This window comes from Aequoribacter fuscus, assembly GCF_009910365.1.
GTDB lineage: Bacteria > Pseudomonadota > Gammaproteobacteria > Pseudomonadales > Halieaceae > Aequoribacter > Aequoribacter fuscus.
Map to the genome: position 1 here is coordinate 2,942,694 of NZ_CP036423.1, position 16,404 is coordinate 2,959,097.

A 16,404-nucleotide genomic window follows, 5' to 3' on the forward strand; every position below is an offset into this window, starting at 1 on the left:
GATGAGTCGAGTTCTGTGCTTTGACTATGGCTTACGCCAAATTGGGGTAGCCGTTGGTAACGCGGCCTTACAAACCGCTGAACCTCTGTGCACCTTAAAAGCACAAGACGGCATACCCAACTGGGATCAACTAGCCGCTTTACTGGAAGAGTGGCAACCCGCCATTGTGGTTGTGGGTGAACCGTCTAATATGGATGGCACCGACAGCGACATGGCCGCTCGCGCCCGCAAATTCGCCAATCGTATTCACGGCCGTTTCGGTGTCAAAGTGGCGCTGGCCGACGAACGCCTATCGAGCTTCGAAGCAAAACAACAAGCCAGAGAAATGGGGCACGATGGCGACTACAAAAAGACGCCGATTGACGCACTAGCCGCCATGATTATTTTGCAAAGCTATTTTGAAACCGCCCAGAGCCCCTAGAAGTTCTCGGGTGAACGAGCCTTTTCGCGAGCGATGTCTTTGGTAATAATGCGTTCGTCCACTAAGTCCATCAAACACTGATCCATGGTTTGCATGCCAATGGCCTGACCGGTTTGAATCGCCGAATACATCTGTGCAATTTTGTCCTCACGAATGAGGTTTCGAATGGCCGGTGTACCACGCATGATTTCGTGTGCCGCTACGCGCCCACCGCCTGCGCGCTTGAGTAGCGTTTGCGAAATCACCGCCTGTAACGATTCTGACAGCATAGAACGAACCATAGACTTTTCGGCCGCGGGGAATACGTCCACGATACGGTCGATAGTTTTGGCCGCCGAGGTGGTGTGTAAGGTGCCAAACACTAAGTGGCCCGTCTCAGCTGCCGTTAAAGCCAGACGGATGGTTTCGAGGTCGCGCATCTCGCCCACCAGAATAATGTCGGGGTCTTCGCGTAGCGCCGAGCGTAAAGCTTCGGCAAAACCCAACGTATCACGGTGTACCTCACGCTGGTTGACCAAGCATTTCTTGCTGTCGTGTACGAATTCGATTGGGTCTTCAATGGTCAGGATGTGCTCGTATTTATTGTCGTTGATGTAGTCAATCATGGCGGCCAAGGTAGTCGATTTACCCGAGCCTGTCGGCCCTGTGACAAGCACCAGACCGCGCGGCGTCATCGAGATATCCCGAAATACTTTGCCCATCCCCAAGTCTTCCATGGTCAGCACTTTGGAAGGAATGGTTCTAAATACCGCGCCACAGCCCCGATTCTGGTTAAAGGCGTTGACCCTGAAACGCGCAACACCCGGGACTTCAAACGAGAAGTCCGTCTCTAAAAACTCCTCGAAATCTTTGCGCTGCTTGTCATTCATAATATCGTAGACAAGCTCCTGCACTTCTTTATGATCCAGCGCAGGCAAATTAATACGACGCACGTCTCCGTCAACACGAATCATGGGCGGCAGACCTGCCGATAGGTGCAGGTCAGAGGCTTTTTGCTTAGCGCTAAAGGCTAGCAATTCTGTGATATCCAAGGTGCTTCCTCTTTTAATTCTTACAAACGCCCACACTGAATTCAGGTAGACTTTAATTCCATGGACTCTAAGGTAGTATTAGCGCATGAACAAAGCAACTATTGCTTCTCAGATTAGCAAAGTGCTAACTCGCATCGAGGGAGCTGCATCGCTGGCCTCACGGCGCTCTGACGAGATCACGCTGATCGCAGTTAGCAAGACAAAGCCCGCAGAAGCCATCGAAGCTGCAGCCGCTTGTGGGCTGCAACATTTCGGCGAAAATTACCTACAAGAAGCCCTGGAGAAAATCGAAACTCTACACGAGCTTGATCTAACCTGGCACTTTATTGGCCCCATCCAGTCGAACAAAACTCGGCCCATCGCCGAGCACTTTGACTGGGTTCACAGTGTGGATCGTTTAAAAATTGCACAACGGTTGAGCGATCAGCGTCCCGCACACTTGGGCCCTTTAAACATTTGCTTGCAAGTGAACATTTCAAATGAGGACACCAAGTCGGGGGTAAGTGCCGACCAAGCACCGGAACTGGCCAAAGCAATCACGACACTCCCCAATATCCGACTTCGTGGTGTCATGACCATTCCCAAACCCAGCGATGACCCGGCTGAGCAAGCAGCCGCATTCGAGAAGGTCGTGACGCTGTTCAACACACTCCGCCACACAAACCCTGAGCTGGACATATTGTCGATGGGTATGAGCCAAGACCTAGAAGCCGCTATCGCTGCAGGCAGCACGATGGTGCGCATCGGTACCGACATTTTCGGCGCACGCAATCGCAGTTAAACCCCAAGCAAAGTATACTTAAGCGCAAATAGACAGGAGATCACCTTGATTCAAGCAAAGCTGGGGTTTATTGGGGCGGGGAACATGAATCGCGCCATCATCGACGGCCTGTTGAGCGCCGGCGTAAATCCTCAACACATTGCCGTAAGTAACCGCAGTGAACAAAAACTAGGGTACTTTGCGGATCGCGGGCTGACGACTTCGACCTCAAATACCGAGGTAGCGGCGCTCGCGGATGTGCTTATTTTAGGCGTCAAGCCCGCGCAGTTATTAGACGTTGCCCAAGAACTTAAAGCCACGTGTGCTGCCACTAAGCCACTGGTGATCTCGGTAGCTGCGGGTGTATTAACAGAACAAATCGCCGAGGTTCTAGGGGCAGATACCCCCATCGTCCGCGCCATGCCCAACACACCGTCAACGATTGGTGAGGGGGCTGCGGGCCTGTTCGCAAACTCCCTTGTCAACGATGGGCAACGCGAACTGGCCAAGACGATCATTCAAGCCTGCGGCATCGCCGTGTGGGTTGAGCAAGAATCATTAATCGATGCCGTCATTGCCGTTGCTGGCAGCGCACCCGCTTACTTTTTCTACATCTTAGAGACGATGGTGGATGAAGCTGAAAAGCTGGGACTTAACCCCAAAGACGCCAAAGCACTTGCCGTCCAAACCTGTCTTGGCGCGGCACGCTTGGTACAATCGACTGAGACAGATTTAGCCACGCTGCGTAATAATGTGACGAGCCCTGGCGGCACGACTCAAGCGGCGCTAGCGAGCTTTAAAGCATCGGGCCTAGACGAAACGCTAAGGGCAGGCATGCAAGCCGCCGTAGCACGGGCACAGGAAATGGCGGCAGAAGCTGCAAGGGGGCGTTAATGGGCGCAATGAACGAAATTGTTGTTTATCTTCTGCAAACAGGCCTTGGTTTATACCTACTACTGGTCATGTTGCGGTTTGTGATGCAGTTGGCCAACGCCGATTTTTACAACCCCATCAGTCAGTTCGTATTCAAGGCCACGCAACCCTTAGTCGGCCCACTACAGCGGTTTTTGCGGCCGTTTGGGTGCTTCGACTCGGCGTCCCTTACCCTTGCGATAGCCCTTCAAGCGGCGGGAATTATGTTGGTTTTGGCTTTGAATAATATCGCGAGTCCCAACCCGATTACTCTATTTTTGTGGAGCGCAATCGGTATCTTGGGCTTACTGCTTAAGATCTATTTTTTTGCGCTACTGGCGAGCATTATTTTGAGCTGGATCAGCCCCGGTGGTAGCAACCCAGCCGTGTATTTGCTGTATCAAATCACCGAACCTGTGATGGCGCCCGTGCGTAAACTCTTACCTCCAATGGGTGGATTAGACTTTTCGCCCATACTGGTTTTTATCGGTATTAATGTTCTAGAGATCGTCGTCAGAAACTTGGCCGCGTCGGTTGGCTTATATCCGGCTTTGGTTATGGGCTTATAAATGTCAGAACACAACTCGGTAGGCATTGTCAGTCCTCAAACCGCGCACTTTGATGCGCCGCTTGCGCTTGCCTGCGGCAAAACACTGAACGAATTCGACTTAGTCTATGAAACCTACGGCGAACTCAACGCTGAAAAAACCAATGCCATCTTAATTTGCCATGCGCTGAGTGGGCACCACCACGCGGCGGGCTATCACAGCGAATCCGAGACCAAACCCGGCTGGTGGGACACATGCATTGGACCCGGTAAGCCCATCGACACCAACGTGTACTTCGTTGTTAGCTTAAACAACCTAGGCGGCTGCCATGGTTCGACAGGACCCACGTCCATCAACCCAGAGACAGGTAAGCTGTGGGGACCCGACTTCCCTCAAGTTCGCGTTGCCGATTGGGTCAATAGCCAAGCAGCATTAGCGGACCGTCTCGGCATCGATATCTGGGCGGCGGTCATCGGTGGAAGCTTGGGTGGCATGCAGGCCATGCAGTGGAGCGTGCAGTACCCCGAACGCCTTAAGTATTGCCTCATCATTGCCTCGGCAATGGATTTATCGGCACAAAATATCGCTTTTAACGAGATTGCACGCCAAGCGATACAATCTGACCCCAACTTTTGCGCAGGGCATTATCGCGAGCAGGATACTAACCCCTCGCAAGGCTTAGCCCTTGCGCGCATGGTTGGCCACGTCACCTATTTATCGGATGACGCCATGGCCAACAAGTTCGGCCGCGATATTCGTTCGGGCAGTATCGAGCATAACATCGATCAAGAAGTCGAATTCCAGGTCGAAAGCTACCTGCGCTACCAAGGTAGCCAGTTTTCAACGGCGTTCGATGCCAACACCTACATTCTTATGACCCGCGCACTTGACTACTTCGACATCGCAGCAGACTTTAATGGCGACCCCGTCAAAGCGTTCGCCACAACCAAGGCGCAATTTTTGGTGGTGAGCTTCTCTACAGATTGGCGCTTTTCACCTAGACGTTCGCGCGAAATCACGAACGCGCTCATCGCTGCCAACCGCCCCGTTTCGTATGCAGAAATCGAGGCAGCGGAAGGGCACGATGCCTTTTTAATGCCAATCCCGCGCTACCTCGACGTACTCAAAGCTTATTTGGGACGCATTGCAGAGGACCTGCTATGAGACTCGATTTAACTCAGATTAAGCAGTGGATACCTCAGAAAGCCAAAGTCTTAGACCTCGGCTGCGGTGACGGCGAGTTTCTAGCCAACCTTCGCGACACCCACAAGGTGCAGGGTTTGGGTTTGGAAATCGACCCCGACAACATCACCCAAGCGCTCGCTAAGGGCATTGATGTGGTTGAGCAGAATATGGACAAAGGGCTGGATAACTTCCCCGACCAAAGTTTTGATGTGGTGGTCATGGCGCATGCGCTGCAGGTACTGCACTACCCCGATAAAGTCTTGGATGAGATGCTTCGCATTGGTCGCGAGGGCATCGTGACCTTTCCGAACTTTGCGCATTGGCGCTGCCGCGTACACTTAAGCACGCGCGGCCGCATGCCCGTTTCAAAGTTCATGCCGCACAGTTGGTACGACACCCCCAACATTCACTTTTGCACCGTCAAAGACTTCGAAGCCCTGTGCCGGCAAAAAGGCTTTAAAATTAAGCGCCGCGAAATGGTCGGTGAAAGCTCGTGGTTGGCGCGCACCTGGCCAAACCTGTTTGCCACCACCGCAATTTTTAAAATTACACGGTAGCCGCCATGCCTATACTCAACGCTTTATTCATTAGCCTCATGCTAGTCGCAAGCCACGCGAATGCGCAAATGTCGGAACGCTTCGATGAGTACGAATTGCACTACAGCTTTGTCAATACGACGTTTCTCAGCCCCGAAATTGCCGCCCAGTACCAAATCACTCGCGGCAAGCGACACGGAATTTTGATGCTATCGCTCCGCAGACATCAGGATGGCATCGATGGCACACAACCCAGCGCCATGAATGTGTCTGGCACCACCAGCGACTTGATTCGCAAAGACGAACTTAAATTCAGGGAAATTCGTGAAGATGGCGCGGTATACTACATCGCCCCGTTTAAATTTATTAACGAAGAATTCCGCCATTTTTATATCGACTTCCAAGCGGCTGGGGATGACCGAACCTACTCGCACCACCTAGAACATCAAATGTACATTCATGAATAAACTGGTACTTGCGAGCGGTAACGCCGGCAAACTCAAAGAGCTGAGTGAGATCTTAAACCCGCTTGGCTTTGAGCTCATTCCACAAGGCGAGTTCAATTTAGACAGCGCCGATGAAACCGGTCTTAGCTTTGTCGAAAACGCGCTACTTAAGGCGCGCTATGCCGCACAGGAAACCGGGCTTGGGGCGCTGGCCGATGACTCGGGCTTATGCGTCGATTGCCTGGGTGGCGCGCCCGGCATTTACTCAGCGCGTTTTGGCGATGGCACAGACCACGGCAACCTAGAGGCCCTGCTTGCCACACTGGCGCATCACGGCGACGGCCCCTGGCCCGCGCATTATCACTGCACCCTTGTGCTTGTTAAACACGCCGAGGATCCTGACCCCATCATCGCCCAAGGCCGCTGGCAGGGTGAGATTATCGCCACACCCAAAGGGGATGGCGGCTTTGGCTATGACCCGATTTTTTATTGCCGCAAGCTTGAGGTCACAGCCGCCGAGTTACCTAAAGATCAAAAGAATCGTATCAGCCATCGCGGTATCGCAGCCAAGGCCTTGTACGATCAATTGCAAAGCGCACTGTGATCACACCCTCAGGCACCGGTTTATACATTCATTTTCCGTGGTGCGAGCGCAAGTGCCCTTACTGCGACTTTAATTCGCATGTCAGCGGACAGGCGCTCCCCGAAGCTGAAATGGTTACAGCTCTTATTAACGATTACACCTCTGACCTAGAAATTTATGGCGCAAGGCCCATCGACAGCCTATTCATAGGTGGTGGCACACCAAGCTTAATTTCAGCGCAAAGTATCGCTCGGCTCTTAGATGGCATCGACCGTCTGACTCCCTTATCTGACACGACCGAGATTACGATGGAAGCCAACCCCGGTAGCTCCGAGCAGGAAAAGTTTGCCGGCTATCGCGCTGCAGGTGTGAATCGTCTATCCATTGGCATACAGTCTTTCAACAGCGAGCACCTCAGACGGCTAGGCCGTATTCACAGCCGAGACGAGGCCGACCATGCCATAAAGGCAGCGCAAGCTGCGGGCTTTGAGCGCATCAACATTGACTTAATGTATGGCCTGCCCGACCAAACCCTCAAACAGGCGCTACACGATGTAGAGCAAGGCCTAAGCTACAACACGGGCCATCTGTCGTGGTATCAACTGACAATAGAACCCAACACGGTATTCTATAAACAGCGACCGCCGCTGCCCGACGATGATGCCATTGCCGATATCGCCGATGAGGGCGAGCATTTCATGACTCAATCTGGGCTAAAGCGCTATGAGGTCTCGGCCTTTGCCGGCACAGGGCAAGAATGCCGACACAACGTCAATTACTGGCGCTTTGGCGACTACTTCGGGATTGGTGCTGGAGCGCACGGCAAGATCAGCTTCAACGATCACATCATTCGAACAGCTAAGCAACGCATGCCGGACAGCTATTTACAAGCCAGTGATCGTGCCTCTCGGCTAGCCGTCGAGAGCGCTTTAGATCAAGCGCAATTAATCAGCGAATTTATGCTAAACGCCTTACGCTTGCGCGAGGGCGTAGAAATCGCCTTGTTCCAACGCTCAACCGGCTTAGCGCCCGAGTGTATGCACCACACTTGGCGGAGGCTGCAGGCGCAAGGTCTAATGGTTGAGGGCGATGACCGCCTTCAAACCACTGAGCTGGGCTGGCGTTTTTTAAACACCGTGATCGAAAGCTTTATGGAATAAGCTCGGCTTCAAGAGCCGGGACCTCATCTTCGGAATCACCACCGATGGCATTTTCGTACATCGTGACGTAGATCATCATGACAAATGGAATCAGGAACAAACCCAGCAAACCAATAACCGGTAAAGCGCTCAGCACCGAGTTCACGACATTAATAACGAGCAAAACGCCAAAGATCTTCCAAAAACCCTGCTCGTGAACCAATTTTCTTGAAGTCTGCAGCGTCTCGAAGATATCCATTTTCTTATCCACCAGTAGATACATAGCGTAATACCAAACAACACTTAAGTAGATGCCGGGAATAATCAGCAGCATGAAGCCAATCATAAGTCCTACGGTAAGCACAGTGACCAAGAACAAAGACTTCCACCACATCCCATCGGCAAAACCTGCCGAAAACGAAGCGCCAAAGTTTGCCTCTTGACCACGAGCGCTGGCTAACAAAAAGTGAATCAAGCCGGCGATTAATGCGGGGATGATTAAAATGCCAATCACAGTGATCGCGGCGACCACGATAGCCAAACCAAACAGGCAGAAATTACCCAATAAAGACCAATACTTTGGCTTTGCCCGCTCGATGCCCCGACTAAAAAAAGCGTCAAAACTGATGTCTTGCACGGTTACCACCTCTTAGTTTGTTGTCTAACTGTGACGGTATCAGTTTTCAGGGTGAAGTCAATTTGCGGCCTGGAACTCGACTGGTGACCTGCGCGATAAGCTCAGCAACCGCCGCTACAACTTACAATCGCTCATGTCCGCTCGAACAACAAATCCCAAACACCATGCCCCAAACGCTCGCCGCGCTTCTCGAACTTGGTCAAAGGCCGTGACTCCGGCCGCGGCGCGTAGGGCTCAATCTCAGGCATCGTATTCTTGAAATCAGGATGGGGGGTTAATACTTCAAGCATGTGCTCAGCGTAGTGTTGCCAGTCGGTGGCCAAATGCAAAACGGCACCGGGCTTCATATGACGCGCAAGCAGGCTTAGAAATTCTGGCTGAATTAGGCGGCGCTTGTGGTGCTTTTTTTTGTGCCAAGGATCGGGGAAAAACACCTGCACCCGGTCCAAGCTTGTGGCGGGAATACATTGCTCTAACACTTCCACCGCATCGTGGCAGTAGACGCGAATATTGGTGGCTTGCGCCTCCATGGCATCATGCAACAACTTACCGACCCCGGGTCGGTGAACTTCGACGCCAATATAACGGTGATCGGGTTCGGCCAAAGCTTGAGCGAGTAGCGATTGTCCCATACCAAAGCCGATTTCAAATACAACGGGGCCGCGCTGCTCGAATACAGCATCGTAATCTAAGGCTCCGGTTTCCGCTAAAAGACCAAAACGCGGCCAGCCCAAATCAAGACCTTCGCGCTGAGCTTCGGTCATGCGCCCTGCGCGTATCACATAGCTTTTAATACGACGTGAAAAGCTGCTTTCACTCATGCTTTATCAATTCCTTAGAAGCTGGTATCAAGCACAACCAAGCCAAAATAAAGGCTAAACCGCCAAAAGGCGTAATGATACCCAGAAAACGCCAATTCATCAGCGTTAAGGTGTATAAGCTTCCAGAAAATAACACACAGCCCACAGTGAACAGCAAAGCGGAGCGGGCCAGCCAAATGCTTGCAGGTGGCCGCCATTGCGCAATGGCAATAAGCAACAAGGCCAATGCGTGCCAAAAATGGTATTTGACGGCTGTTTGATACACCGCGATGTCACTCGGCGGCATAAAGCGATCAATCGCATGACCACCAAAGGCGCCAGCGATGACCGCCAAAGCACCGAGCGCCGCTGCAGTTTGCATTGTGCGCTCGGGTTTAGAGAACCACATAAAAATTACGCGACCAGCTCACCCATGAGCTTGCGCACTTTTTGCATGGCATTCTGCTCGAGCTGACGAATACGCTCTGCCGATACACCGTACTGCGCGGCCAAATCGTGTAAGGTTGCCTTTTCGTCGTTCAACCACCGTTGCGCTAAGATGTCGCGGCTGCGCTCATCTAACTGCTCTAGGGCGTAGTGCAAGCGCGACTCGCTATCTTCTTGCCAATTGGTCGACTCCACCTGCTGAGCAGGGTCAGCGCGGTGATCTTCCAGATAATACTGAGGCGCGTACACGTCATCGTCGTCGCTATCGCTTGGGGCATCAAACGCCACGTCGCGCGAGCTCATACGCGCTTCCATGGTAGCGACTTCGCGCACATCAACCCCTAAATCGTCAGCCACCGCTTGTGCTTCCTCGGCAGACAACCACGCTAAGGCTTTTTTAGATGACCGCAAATTAAAGAACAGTTTGCGTTGTGCTTTGGTGGTAGCCACTTTCACGATACGCCAGTTGCGCAGAATGAATTCGTGCATTTCGGCTTTAATCCAGTGCACTGCAAAAGACACCAGACGAACACCTTTTTCGGGGTTAAAGCGTTTAACCGCCTTCATCAAACCCACGTTACCTTCTTGGATTAGATCGGCTTCTGCCAAGCCGTAACCTGAGTAGCTACGTGCAATGTGAACCACAAAACGCAGGTGCGACATCACTAACTGTCGCGCCGCTTCTAAATTGTCGTTGTAGTAGAGATCCTCGGCCAATTCCCGCTCACGCTCAACCGACAGTACTGGGATGCTGCTTACGGTCTGAATGTAGGCGGCCAAATTGGCGCCAGGCACCATTTGATCAACAGGCTGTAGTTGGGTAGACATTCTCTCTCCTTGCTGTGCCATGTGATTTTAGCACTCTCACCCTTAGAGTGCTAATTTGGCAAAAGTTCCGTAGATACGCAAGTAAAATACGATTAGATGAGTGTTATCGAGGTTCGATAAGCTTCAATTGACGCCGCGCAGACACCCAAGCGCCGATCATGCCAAGCACAATAGCAACGACCAAAAGGGCAAACGCCAGGCTTAGAGGGAAGCGCAGAGCAAAATAGGGCGCCTGATAAGAAGTGGCTAAGGCGTCTATCGGGGCGCCCAACCAGTACTTCACGCTGTAGGTAATTAGCAGCGCAACCAGGCCTCCGGCGGCACCATAAGCAAAGCCAGTATACAAGAAAGGTCGCATCACATAGGCGTTATTGGCACCGACAAGTTTGGTCACCAGGATCTCTTGTCGCCGGCTTTCCACCGCAAGCCGAACGGTATTACCAATGATCAGTAAGCAGGCCAGTAAAGCAATGGCCACAAATGCCCACATTAAGCGCTCACCAAATAAGGCAATGGACTGCAGCCGGCTCAGCCACTCCATATCCAACAATACGTCAGCGACCATAGGATTACTTGCGAGCTGCTCGGCAAGGGCTTGAAGCGCAGCCGGTTGCGTTGAGATTAAGGTTAACGAAATTGAGTGCGGCAAGGGGTTACCCAGCGAGGCTAGGACCTCAGGACTTAAGCCCAACCACTGACTCAATTCTTCCAGCGCTTGTTCTTTTGATACAACCGAAACTGACTCAACCAACGCGAGAGACGCCAGCTCTTGAGATAGCGCACTCACTTGTTCCAAAGAGACGGCGTCGTGCGTCATTACCGTGATGGAGTCACCTCGATCAACTTCAGCAAGTGCTGCATCTAGGGTCAAAACCCCCATACTTAACGCCGCCGGCAAGCTCAGCACCACGCCCATCACAAGGGCCGTTAACAAAGTCGACACCCAGTGGCGCCCCAAGCGCTCAAGGGTATCGTGTCGAGCTAGACGGTGATGTCCGCGCCAGGTCGCAACGCGTCGAGCAAAGGGCACTTTTGTGACAGGCTGAACTGCCTTGCGGCCCGACTTACTCACGACCACCACCAGTCACCAGCGCACCATCTTTTAGGGTCAGAATGCGGTGCTGCATCCGCGAAATTAAAGCCAAGTCGTGAGTGGCAATTAATACCGTGACACCTGCTCGGCTAAAAGCCCTGAACAGCGCCATAATTTCGGCCGACAGGGCAGGATCTAGGTTTCCAGTGGGCTCATCGGCTAAGAGTATTTTGGGTCTAGACGCCACCGCGCGCGCAATTCCAACCCGCTGCTGCTCGCCGCCAGACAGGGCTTCGGGGTTAGACTTTTCTTTGTCGAGCAAGCCCACTTTATCTAAGGCGGCCCGAACCCGACGACCGATATCACGATGCTCGAACCCACTGATCAGCAAAGGCAGGGCGACGTTGTCGTAGACACTGCGGTCGTACAGCAATTGGTGATCCTGAAAAACGACCCCAATATCTTGCCGGTGCTTGGCAATGCCACCACCTTTAATGGACTGCAGATCCTTGCCATTGACGATGACCCGACCACGCGTTTGGCGCTCCATAATCATGATCAATTTAAGCAGGGTGGACTTACCGGCGCCCGAATGCCCGGTCAGGAATACCAGTTCTTCGGGCTCAACAAAAAGACTTAACTCACGTAACGCATCGCGCCCACTGTCGTAACGCTTGCTGACGCGGTCAAACTCGATCACACACTAGCCTCGTCGAATAGGGCGTTCACAAACGGCTCAGCTTCGAAAGGACGCAAATCTTCTAAAGATTCACCCACGCCAATGTAACGAATCGGGATACCCAGTTTATGAGCGATGGCAAAAATCACACCGCCCTTGGCCGTGCCATCGAGCTTGGTCAGCGTAATGCCCGACACATCGACCGCCGCCTTGAAGTGCTGGGCTTGCGCAATAGCGTTTTGACCCATGGTCGCGTCTAAGACCAGCATCACCTCGTGCGGCGCCTCTGGGTTTAACTTTTTCATGACACGAACAACCTTTTTTAACTCTTCCATCAGGTTGTCTTTGTTGTGCAAACGGCCAGCCGTGTCGGCGATCAAGACATCAACGCCGCGCGCTTGTGCCGCTTGCAGGGCATCAAAAATCACCGAGGCACTGTCGGCTCCGGTGTGTTGCGCCACCACGGGAATGTTGTTGCGCTCGCCCCACACCTGCAACTGCTCTACTGCGGCCGCTCTAAAGGTATCGCCTGCCGCTAGCATGACCGACTTCCCCTCCGCCTTATAGCGCTGCGCAAGCTTGCCAATGGTCGTGGTTTTGCCGGCGCCATTCACACCTACCATCAAAATGACTGTCGGGGCAGTGGCAGCTAAGGGCAGCGCTTTTTCGTAGGGGCCCACCATGTTAGTGAGCGCTTGCTTTAAGGCTCTCAGCAAGGCGTCGCCATCGGCGAGCTCTTTGCGCGATACTTGGGCTGTCAGCTGTTCGACGATATGAGTCGTTGCCTCGATACCCACGTCTGCCATTAGCAAGGTACTCTCAAGGTCCTCTAAAAGATCCGCATCGATAACTTTTCGACCCAGAAATAAATTGCCCAAGCCGGACGAAAGCTGACCGCGAGTTCGACTTAAACCCTGTTTTAAACGCGCGTACCATCCGCTTTTTTCCGCTTGTGGTGATGCCGCTTCGACTGTCACCTCGGCAATGGGTTCAACGCTCGTATCAGGAGCGATCACATCGGACTGCTCTGCCTGCGGTGGCTGTGTTGCGGTAGGTTTCGCCGCTTGACCCGCGCCCGCCTCGAGGGCCTCGTTGTGTATTTCGGGTGCAGCATCTGCGGGCTTCTTACGCCTGAATAACTTCATGCTCTGTGGTACCTTAGGTGTTCAACCTCAGAGTTTACCATTGATGCCTAAACCTCAGAAGCAAAGCGCAGCATCTCGACCACAAAAGTCTGGGACAGTGCGCATGATCAGTGGCGCTTGGCGCGGACGCAAAGTCCCGGTGCTGGATTCACCGGGACTTCGCCCGACGCCAGACCGTATTCGTGAAACACTGTTTAACTGGCTTCAAGGTGAGCTGGTAGACGCTACCTGTATCGACCTATTTGCCGGCACCGGCGCCTTGGGTCTCGAGTGTTTATCGCGGGGTGCACGCTTTTGTCACTTTATCGACCAACAAAGCCAAGTCTGCCGCCACTTAAACACACAACTACAAATCCTTGGTGGCACGGCAAAAAGCCAGGTGCACTGCACTGACGCCACCAACTTTATCGACCACTTTGCAGACTCGGCGGATCTCGTCTTCATTGATCCCCCTTACCGCCAAAACCTAATCGAGCCCTTATTACCCATATTGAGCGGGTGGCAAACACGCTGGTTTTATATCGAAACGGCCAGCGATGAAACAGCACCTTTTGTGCCGGGGCACTGGTCTTTGCACCGCGAAGTTAAGGCGGGCCAGGTGTGCGCTAAACTCTACTACAACACGCTGACGGATTGAGCACCAAGCCCAGAAGGTTTAGGATGCGCGCTTGACTTGTAGGAGCAATCACCATGCAAATTGATACCGTTGTTTACCCAGGCACTTTCGACCCCATCACCAACGGCCACGTCGATCTTACCGAGCGCGCGTCTCGATTGTTCAAACGTGTTGTTGTCGGTATTGCCTACAGCGAGAAAAAAACACCGATGTTTTCGCTAGAAGAACGCATCGAGTTGTGCCAGCAATCGCTTGCCCATTTACCGAACGTTGAAGTCGTAGGCTTTAATAATTTGCTCATCGATTTTGTGCGCTCTCAGGGAGCAAACTGCGTATTGCGAGGGCTTCGTGCGGTGTCCGACTTTGAATACGAGCTTCAACTTGCCAACATGAATCGCGCCATGCATCCAGAGTTCGAATCGGTCTTTTTAACACCCTCAGAGCACCTGGGCTTTATTAGCTCGTCACTGGTGCGAGAAATAGCGGTATTGAATGGCGATATTACCCCCTTTGTCCCCAAGCCCGTAGCCGAGCGACTCATCGCGCGCTATCAGCGCTGACACGCAGTGCAAAACACCGTGGTGCGCTGCCCCAAGCGCACTTCATGTAGGGGCTTGGAGCAAGTCACACAGGGCAGTCCCGCGCGACCATACACAGTGAGTTCTTGTTTGAAATAACCCGGCTTACCGTCGCCCCCCACAAAATCCCGAAGAGTCGTACCACCCCGAGCAATCGCGTAGGACAAAATACGCTTGATGTGCTGGGCAAGGTCCTGATACCTCGCCAAACTCACTTTGCCCGCAGCGCGGCGAGGGTCAATGCCTGCCGCAAACAATGCCTCGTTAGCATAGATATTACCCACACCCACCACCACTTTGGCATCCATAATAAACAACTTAACGGCTTGGGTTTTACCGCGCGAACGGGCATAAAGTGCTCGCCCTGAAAAGTCGTCGCTCAAAGGCTCGGGCCCTAGGGTGTCGAGCAGCGGGTGCCCTAAATCTTGGCCTGCAATCCAGTGGATAGACCCAAACCGCCTAGGGTCGTGATAGCGCAGAATGGCACCATCATCAAAACAAATGTCGACATGATCGTGGGTTTTAACTGGCTCGCCGGCAGCAACAATCCGCATAGAGCCGGTCATACCAAGGTGGGCGAGTACAAAACCATCGGTATGATGCAGGACAATGTATTTTGCCCGACGCTCGACGCGCAAGAATTGCCCACCGACCAGAGCGCTCGCCAAGTCAGCCGGCACAGGCCAACGTAAACGCGTATCGCGCACAAGCACATTGCAGATGGGCTTGTTAAGAACATGAGGCTCAATGCCCCGACAGGTGGTTTCGACTTCAGGTAATTCAGGCATGGTTCATCCGGGCACAAAAAACCCCGGCTATACCGGGGTTTCGGCAAAGCACAAGCATCAAGCTTACTTGATCTTGCCTTCTTTATACATCACGTGCTTGCGAACCACTGGATCAAACTTTTTCATTTCCAGTTTGTCAGGAGTCGTACGCTTGTTTTTGTCAGTGGTATAGAAATGGCCTGTACCCGCTGATGAAATCATTCGGATTTTTTCTCTCATGATCTACTCCTTATACCTTCTCGCCGCGAGCGCGAAGCTCAGCTAATACGGTGTCGATACCGCGCTTATCAATAACACGCATGCCTTTGCTTGAAACGCGCAGACGAACAAAGCGCTTTTCTGACTCAACCCAAAAACGGTGACTGTGCAAATTAGGCAAAAAACGACGACGTGTGCGGTTTTTTGCGTGTGATACGTTATTTCCTGTCACGGGACGCTTACCCGTTACTTGACATACTCTTGACATCTTTCGCCTCTCCCATCGTTGGTGGGATCGTAAATTCGGTAACCACGCTGGATTTTTTACCCCCAGCGCACGGAGCGCGACTTTATACCAGAGCACTGTTCGCGAAGCAAGCCAAACCTATAAAAATCCCGCTTTTGCAAAGGAAAAAAATTCTCCCTGCCCCAAAACCAAATGATCCAACAAACAAATGTCGACCAAGCCCAAAGCTTGGCGAACCTTTTCTGTCACTCGATGGTCAGCATCACTGGGCTGCGAACTTCCCGATGGGTGATTGTGAGCAATGATGATATTCACAGCACCCACCTGCAAGGCGGTGCTGACGATTTCTCGCGGATACACGCTCGCGGCGTCAACCGTACCCGAAAATAAGGTATCGACCTTAAGCACTTGATTACGCACGTCCAGATACAAGCACACAAAGTGCTCGCGCTTAGCCGCAACCAGATATTCCGACAAATACTCGCGCACTAGAGTCGGATTAGACAATGCGTCGACATGTAGTAGGGCCTCTTTTGCGGCACGAGACGACAACTCCGCCACTACCCTCAAGCGCCTTATAGACCGCGGAGAAAGCCCCACCGTCCTGCGCAACCATGCGCAATCCGATTTGAGCACTCGCGCCAAACCACCGCATTGTTCCAGCAAGGATTCAGCCACGTACCTCCCTTCGTTCTCGATACCCAACTGAATAGCCAACAGTTCGGCGCTGCTCAGCTCACTTAAATCCTCGCTACAACAATTAGTTACCACTAAGTCGCTCCTATTAACTGTCTCTGTATCCAAACCGCTTACGGTGTTATCTTTACACCTTTGTTATTGTCCATAG

The 16,404-nt window shown here is 52.6% G+C and carries 23 protein-coding genes; 11 read left to right on the forward strand and 12 right to left on the reverse strand.

Annotated features, from left to right (window positions below; translation table 11 throughout):
- Position 1 precedes the first annotated feature (1 nt).
- Complete coding sequence (gene ruvX, locus EYZ66_RS13475) at positions 2 to 421, forward strand: Holliday junction resolvase RuvX (RefSeq protein WP_009576349.1); 420 nt, start codon at positions 2 to 4, stop codon at positions 419 to 421.
- On the opposite strand, the gene EYZ66_RS13480 is transcribed toward ruvX, so the two are convergent.
- A complete protein-coding gene (locus tag EYZ66_RS13480; protein ID WP_009576350.1) occupies positions 418 to 1,452 on the reverse strand; it encodes a type IV pilus twitching motility protein PilT in 1,035 nt (344 codons plus the stop codon). The two genes, ruvX and EYZ66_RS13480, sit on opposite strands and share 4 nt — an antisense overlap.
- Before the next feature lie 85 nt (positions 1,453 to 1,537).
- Here EYZ66_RS13480 and EYZ66_RS13485 point away from each other — a divergent pair, with 85 nt between their 5' ends.
- Genes EYZ66_RS13485 through hemW form a run of 8 tightly spaced genes read left to right on the forward strand, consistent with a single transcriptional unit; the run spans position 1,538 to position 7,582 of the window.
- Positions 1,538 to 2,233 carry a YggS family pyridoxal phosphate-dependent enzyme gene (locus EYZ66_RS13485; RefSeq protein ID WP_009576351.1) on the forward strand — a complete coding sequence of 232 codons (696 nt, stop codon included), beginning with the start codon at positions 1,538 to 1,540 and terminating at the stop codon, positions 2,231 to 2,233.
- A gap of 45 nt (positions 2,234 to 2,278) precedes the next feature.
- Positions 2,279 to 3,106 (forward strand): pyrroline-5-carboxylate reductase, encoded by an 828-nt coding sequence (gene proC / locus EYZ66_RS13490; protein ID WP_009576352.1) that lies wholly within the window; start codon positions 2,279 to 2,281, stop codon positions 3,104 to 3,106.
- Positions 3,106 to 3,693: a YggT family protein gene (locus EYZ66_RS13495; RefSeq protein WP_009576353.1), complete on the forward strand. Its 588-nt coding sequence runs from the start codon at positions 3,106 to 3,108 to the stop codon at positions 3,691 to 3,693. Before proC ends, EYZ66_RS13495 begins: the two co-directional genes overlap by 1 nt.
- Entirely contained in the window at positions 3,694 to 4,836 is a 1,143-nt protein-coding gene (metX, locus tag EYZ66_RS13500; RefSeq protein ID WP_009576354.1) for a homoserine O-succinyltransferase MetX, read from the forward strand.
- Positions 4,833 to 5,414: a methionine biosynthesis protein MetW gene (gene metW, locus EYZ66_RS13505; protein WP_009576355.1), complete on the forward strand. Its 582-nt coding sequence runs from the start codon at positions 4,833 to 4,835 to the stop codon at positions 5,412 to 5,414. The genes metX and metW overlap by 4 nt, the downstream gene beginning before the upstream one ends.
- Positions 5,415 to 5,419: 5 nt before the next feature.
- Positions 5,420 to 5,860 (forward strand): DUF4426 domain-containing protein, encoded by a 441-nt coding sequence (locus EYZ66_RS13510; protein WP_040816860.1) that lies wholly within the window; start codon positions 5,420 to 5,422, stop codon positions 5,858 to 5,860.
- Entirely contained in the window at positions 5,853 to 6,443 is a 591-nt protein-coding gene (rdgB, locus tag EYZ66_RS13515; protein ID WP_009576357.1) for an RdgB/HAM1 family non-canonical purine NTP pyrophosphatase, read from the forward strand. The genes EYZ66_RS13510 and rdgB overlap by 8 nt, the downstream gene beginning before the upstream one ends.
- The gene (gene hemW / locus EYZ66_RS13520; protein ID WP_009576358.1) at positions 6,440 to 7,582 is read left to right on the forward strand and encodes a radical SAM family heme chaperone HemW; all 1,143 of its coding nucleotides are present in this window, start codon (positions 6,440 to 6,442) and stop codon (positions 7,580 to 7,582) included. The genes rdgB and hemW overlap by 4 nt, the downstream gene beginning before the upstream one ends.
- On the opposite strand, the gene EYZ66_RS13525 is transcribed toward hemW, so the two are convergent.
- From EYZ66_RS13525 to ftsY, 7 genes are all read right to left on the reverse strand, one after another.
- A complete protein-coding gene (locus EYZ66_RS13525) occupies positions 7,572 to 8,198 on the reverse strand; it encodes a YciC family protein (RefSeq protein WP_009576359.1) in 627 nt (208 codons plus the stop codon). The two genes, hemW and EYZ66_RS13525, sit on opposite strands and share 11 nt — an antisense overlap.
- A gap of 131 nt (positions 8,199 to 8,329) precedes the next feature.
- Positions 8,330 to 9,019 carry a tRNA (guanosine(46)-N7)-methyltransferase TrmB gene (trmB, locus tag EYZ66_RS13530; protein ID WP_009576360.1) on the reverse strand — a complete coding sequence of 230 codons (690 nt, stop codon included), beginning with the start codon at positions 9,017 to 9,019 and terminating at the stop codon, positions 8,330 to 8,332.
- Positions 9,012 to 9,380: a DUF423 domain-containing protein gene (locus EYZ66_RS13535; RefSeq protein WP_050793430.1), complete on the reverse strand. Its 369-nt coding sequence runs from the start codon at positions 9,378 to 9,380 to the stop codon at positions 9,012 to 9,014. The genes trmB and EYZ66_RS13535 overlap by 8 nt, the downstream gene beginning before the upstream one ends.
- 32 nt (positions 9,381 to 9,412) lie before the next feature.
- Positions 9,413 to 10,273, reverse strand: a complete 861-nt coding sequence (gene rpoH / locus EYZ66_RS13540) for an RNA polymerase sigma factor RpoH (protein ID WP_009576362.1) — start codon at positions 10,271 to 10,273, stop codon at positions 9,413 to 9,415.
- A gap of 103 nt (positions 10,274 to 10,376) precedes the next feature.
- Entirely contained in the window at positions 10,377 to 11,345 is a 969-nt protein-coding gene (locus EYZ66_RS13545) for a cell division protein FtsX (RefSeq protein WP_139042594.1), read from the reverse strand.
- Positions 11,338 to 12,006 carry a cell division ATP-binding protein FtsE gene (ftsE, locus tag EYZ66_RS13550; RefSeq protein ID WP_009576364.1) on the reverse strand — a complete coding sequence of 223 codons (669 nt, stop codon included), beginning with the start codon at positions 12,004 to 12,006 and terminating at the stop codon, positions 11,338 to 11,340. The genes EYZ66_RS13545 and ftsE overlap by 8 nt, the downstream gene beginning before the upstream one ends.
- Complete coding sequence (gene ftsY / locus EYZ66_RS13555; RefSeq protein ID WP_009576365.1) at positions 12,003 to 13,130, reverse strand: signal recognition particle-docking protein FtsY; 1,128 nt, start codon at positions 13,128 to 13,130, stop codon at positions 12,003 to 12,005. Before ftsY ends, ftsE begins: the two co-directional genes overlap by 4 nt.
- Before the next feature lie 43 nt (positions 13,131 to 13,173).
- Between ftsY and rsmD the strand changes: the two genes are divergently transcribed.
- Together rsmD and coaD are read left to right on the forward strand one after the other, a co-directional pair.
- The gene (gene rsmD / locus EYZ66_RS13560) at positions 13,174 to 13,767 is read left to right on the forward strand and encodes a 16S rRNA (guanine(966)-N(2))-methyltransferase RsmD (protein ID WP_040816861.1); all 594 of its coding nucleotides are present in this window, start codon (positions 13,174 to 13,176) and stop codon (positions 13,765 to 13,767) included.
- A 53-nt stretch (positions 13,768 to 13,820) separates the two neighbouring features.
- A complete protein-coding gene (coaD, locus tag EYZ66_RS13565; RefSeq protein ID WP_009576367.1) occupies positions 13,821 to 14,306 on the forward strand; it encodes a pantetheine-phosphate adenylyltransferase in 486 nt (161 codons plus the stop codon).
- On the opposite strand, the gene mutM is transcribed toward coaD, so the two are convergent.
- From mutM to radC, 4 genes are all read right to left on the reverse strand, one after another.
- Positions 14,297 to 15,112 carry a bifunctional DNA-formamidopyrimidine glycosylase/DNA-(apurinic or apyrimidinic site) lyase gene (mutM, locus tag EYZ66_RS13570; RefSeq protein ID WP_009576368.1) on the reverse strand — a complete coding sequence of 272 codons (816 nt, stop codon included), beginning with the start codon at positions 15,110 to 15,112 and terminating at the stop codon, positions 14,297 to 14,299. The two genes, coaD and mutM, sit on opposite strands and share 10 nt — an antisense overlap.
- Before the next feature lie 63 nt (positions 15,113 to 15,175).
- Positions 15,176 to 15,331, reverse strand: coding sequence for a 50S ribosomal protein L33 (gene rpmG, locus EYZ66_RS13575; RefSeq protein WP_009576369.1), 156 nt, complete (start codon positions 15,329 to 15,331; stop codon positions 15,176 to 15,178).
- A gap of 10 nt (positions 15,332 to 15,341) precedes the next feature.
- Positions 15,342 to 15,578: a 50S ribosomal protein L28 gene (gene rpmB / locus EYZ66_RS13580; protein WP_009576370.1), complete on the reverse strand. Its 237-nt coding sequence runs from the start codon at positions 15,576 to 15,578 to the stop codon at positions 15,342 to 15,344.
- Positions 15,579 to 15,695: 117 nt separating this feature from the next.
- Entirely contained in the window at positions 15,696 to 16,328 is a 633-nt protein-coding gene (gene radC / locus EYZ66_RS13585) for a RadC family protein (protein ID WP_009576371.1), read from the reverse strand.
- Positions 16,329 to 16,404 lie beyond the last annotated feature (76 nt).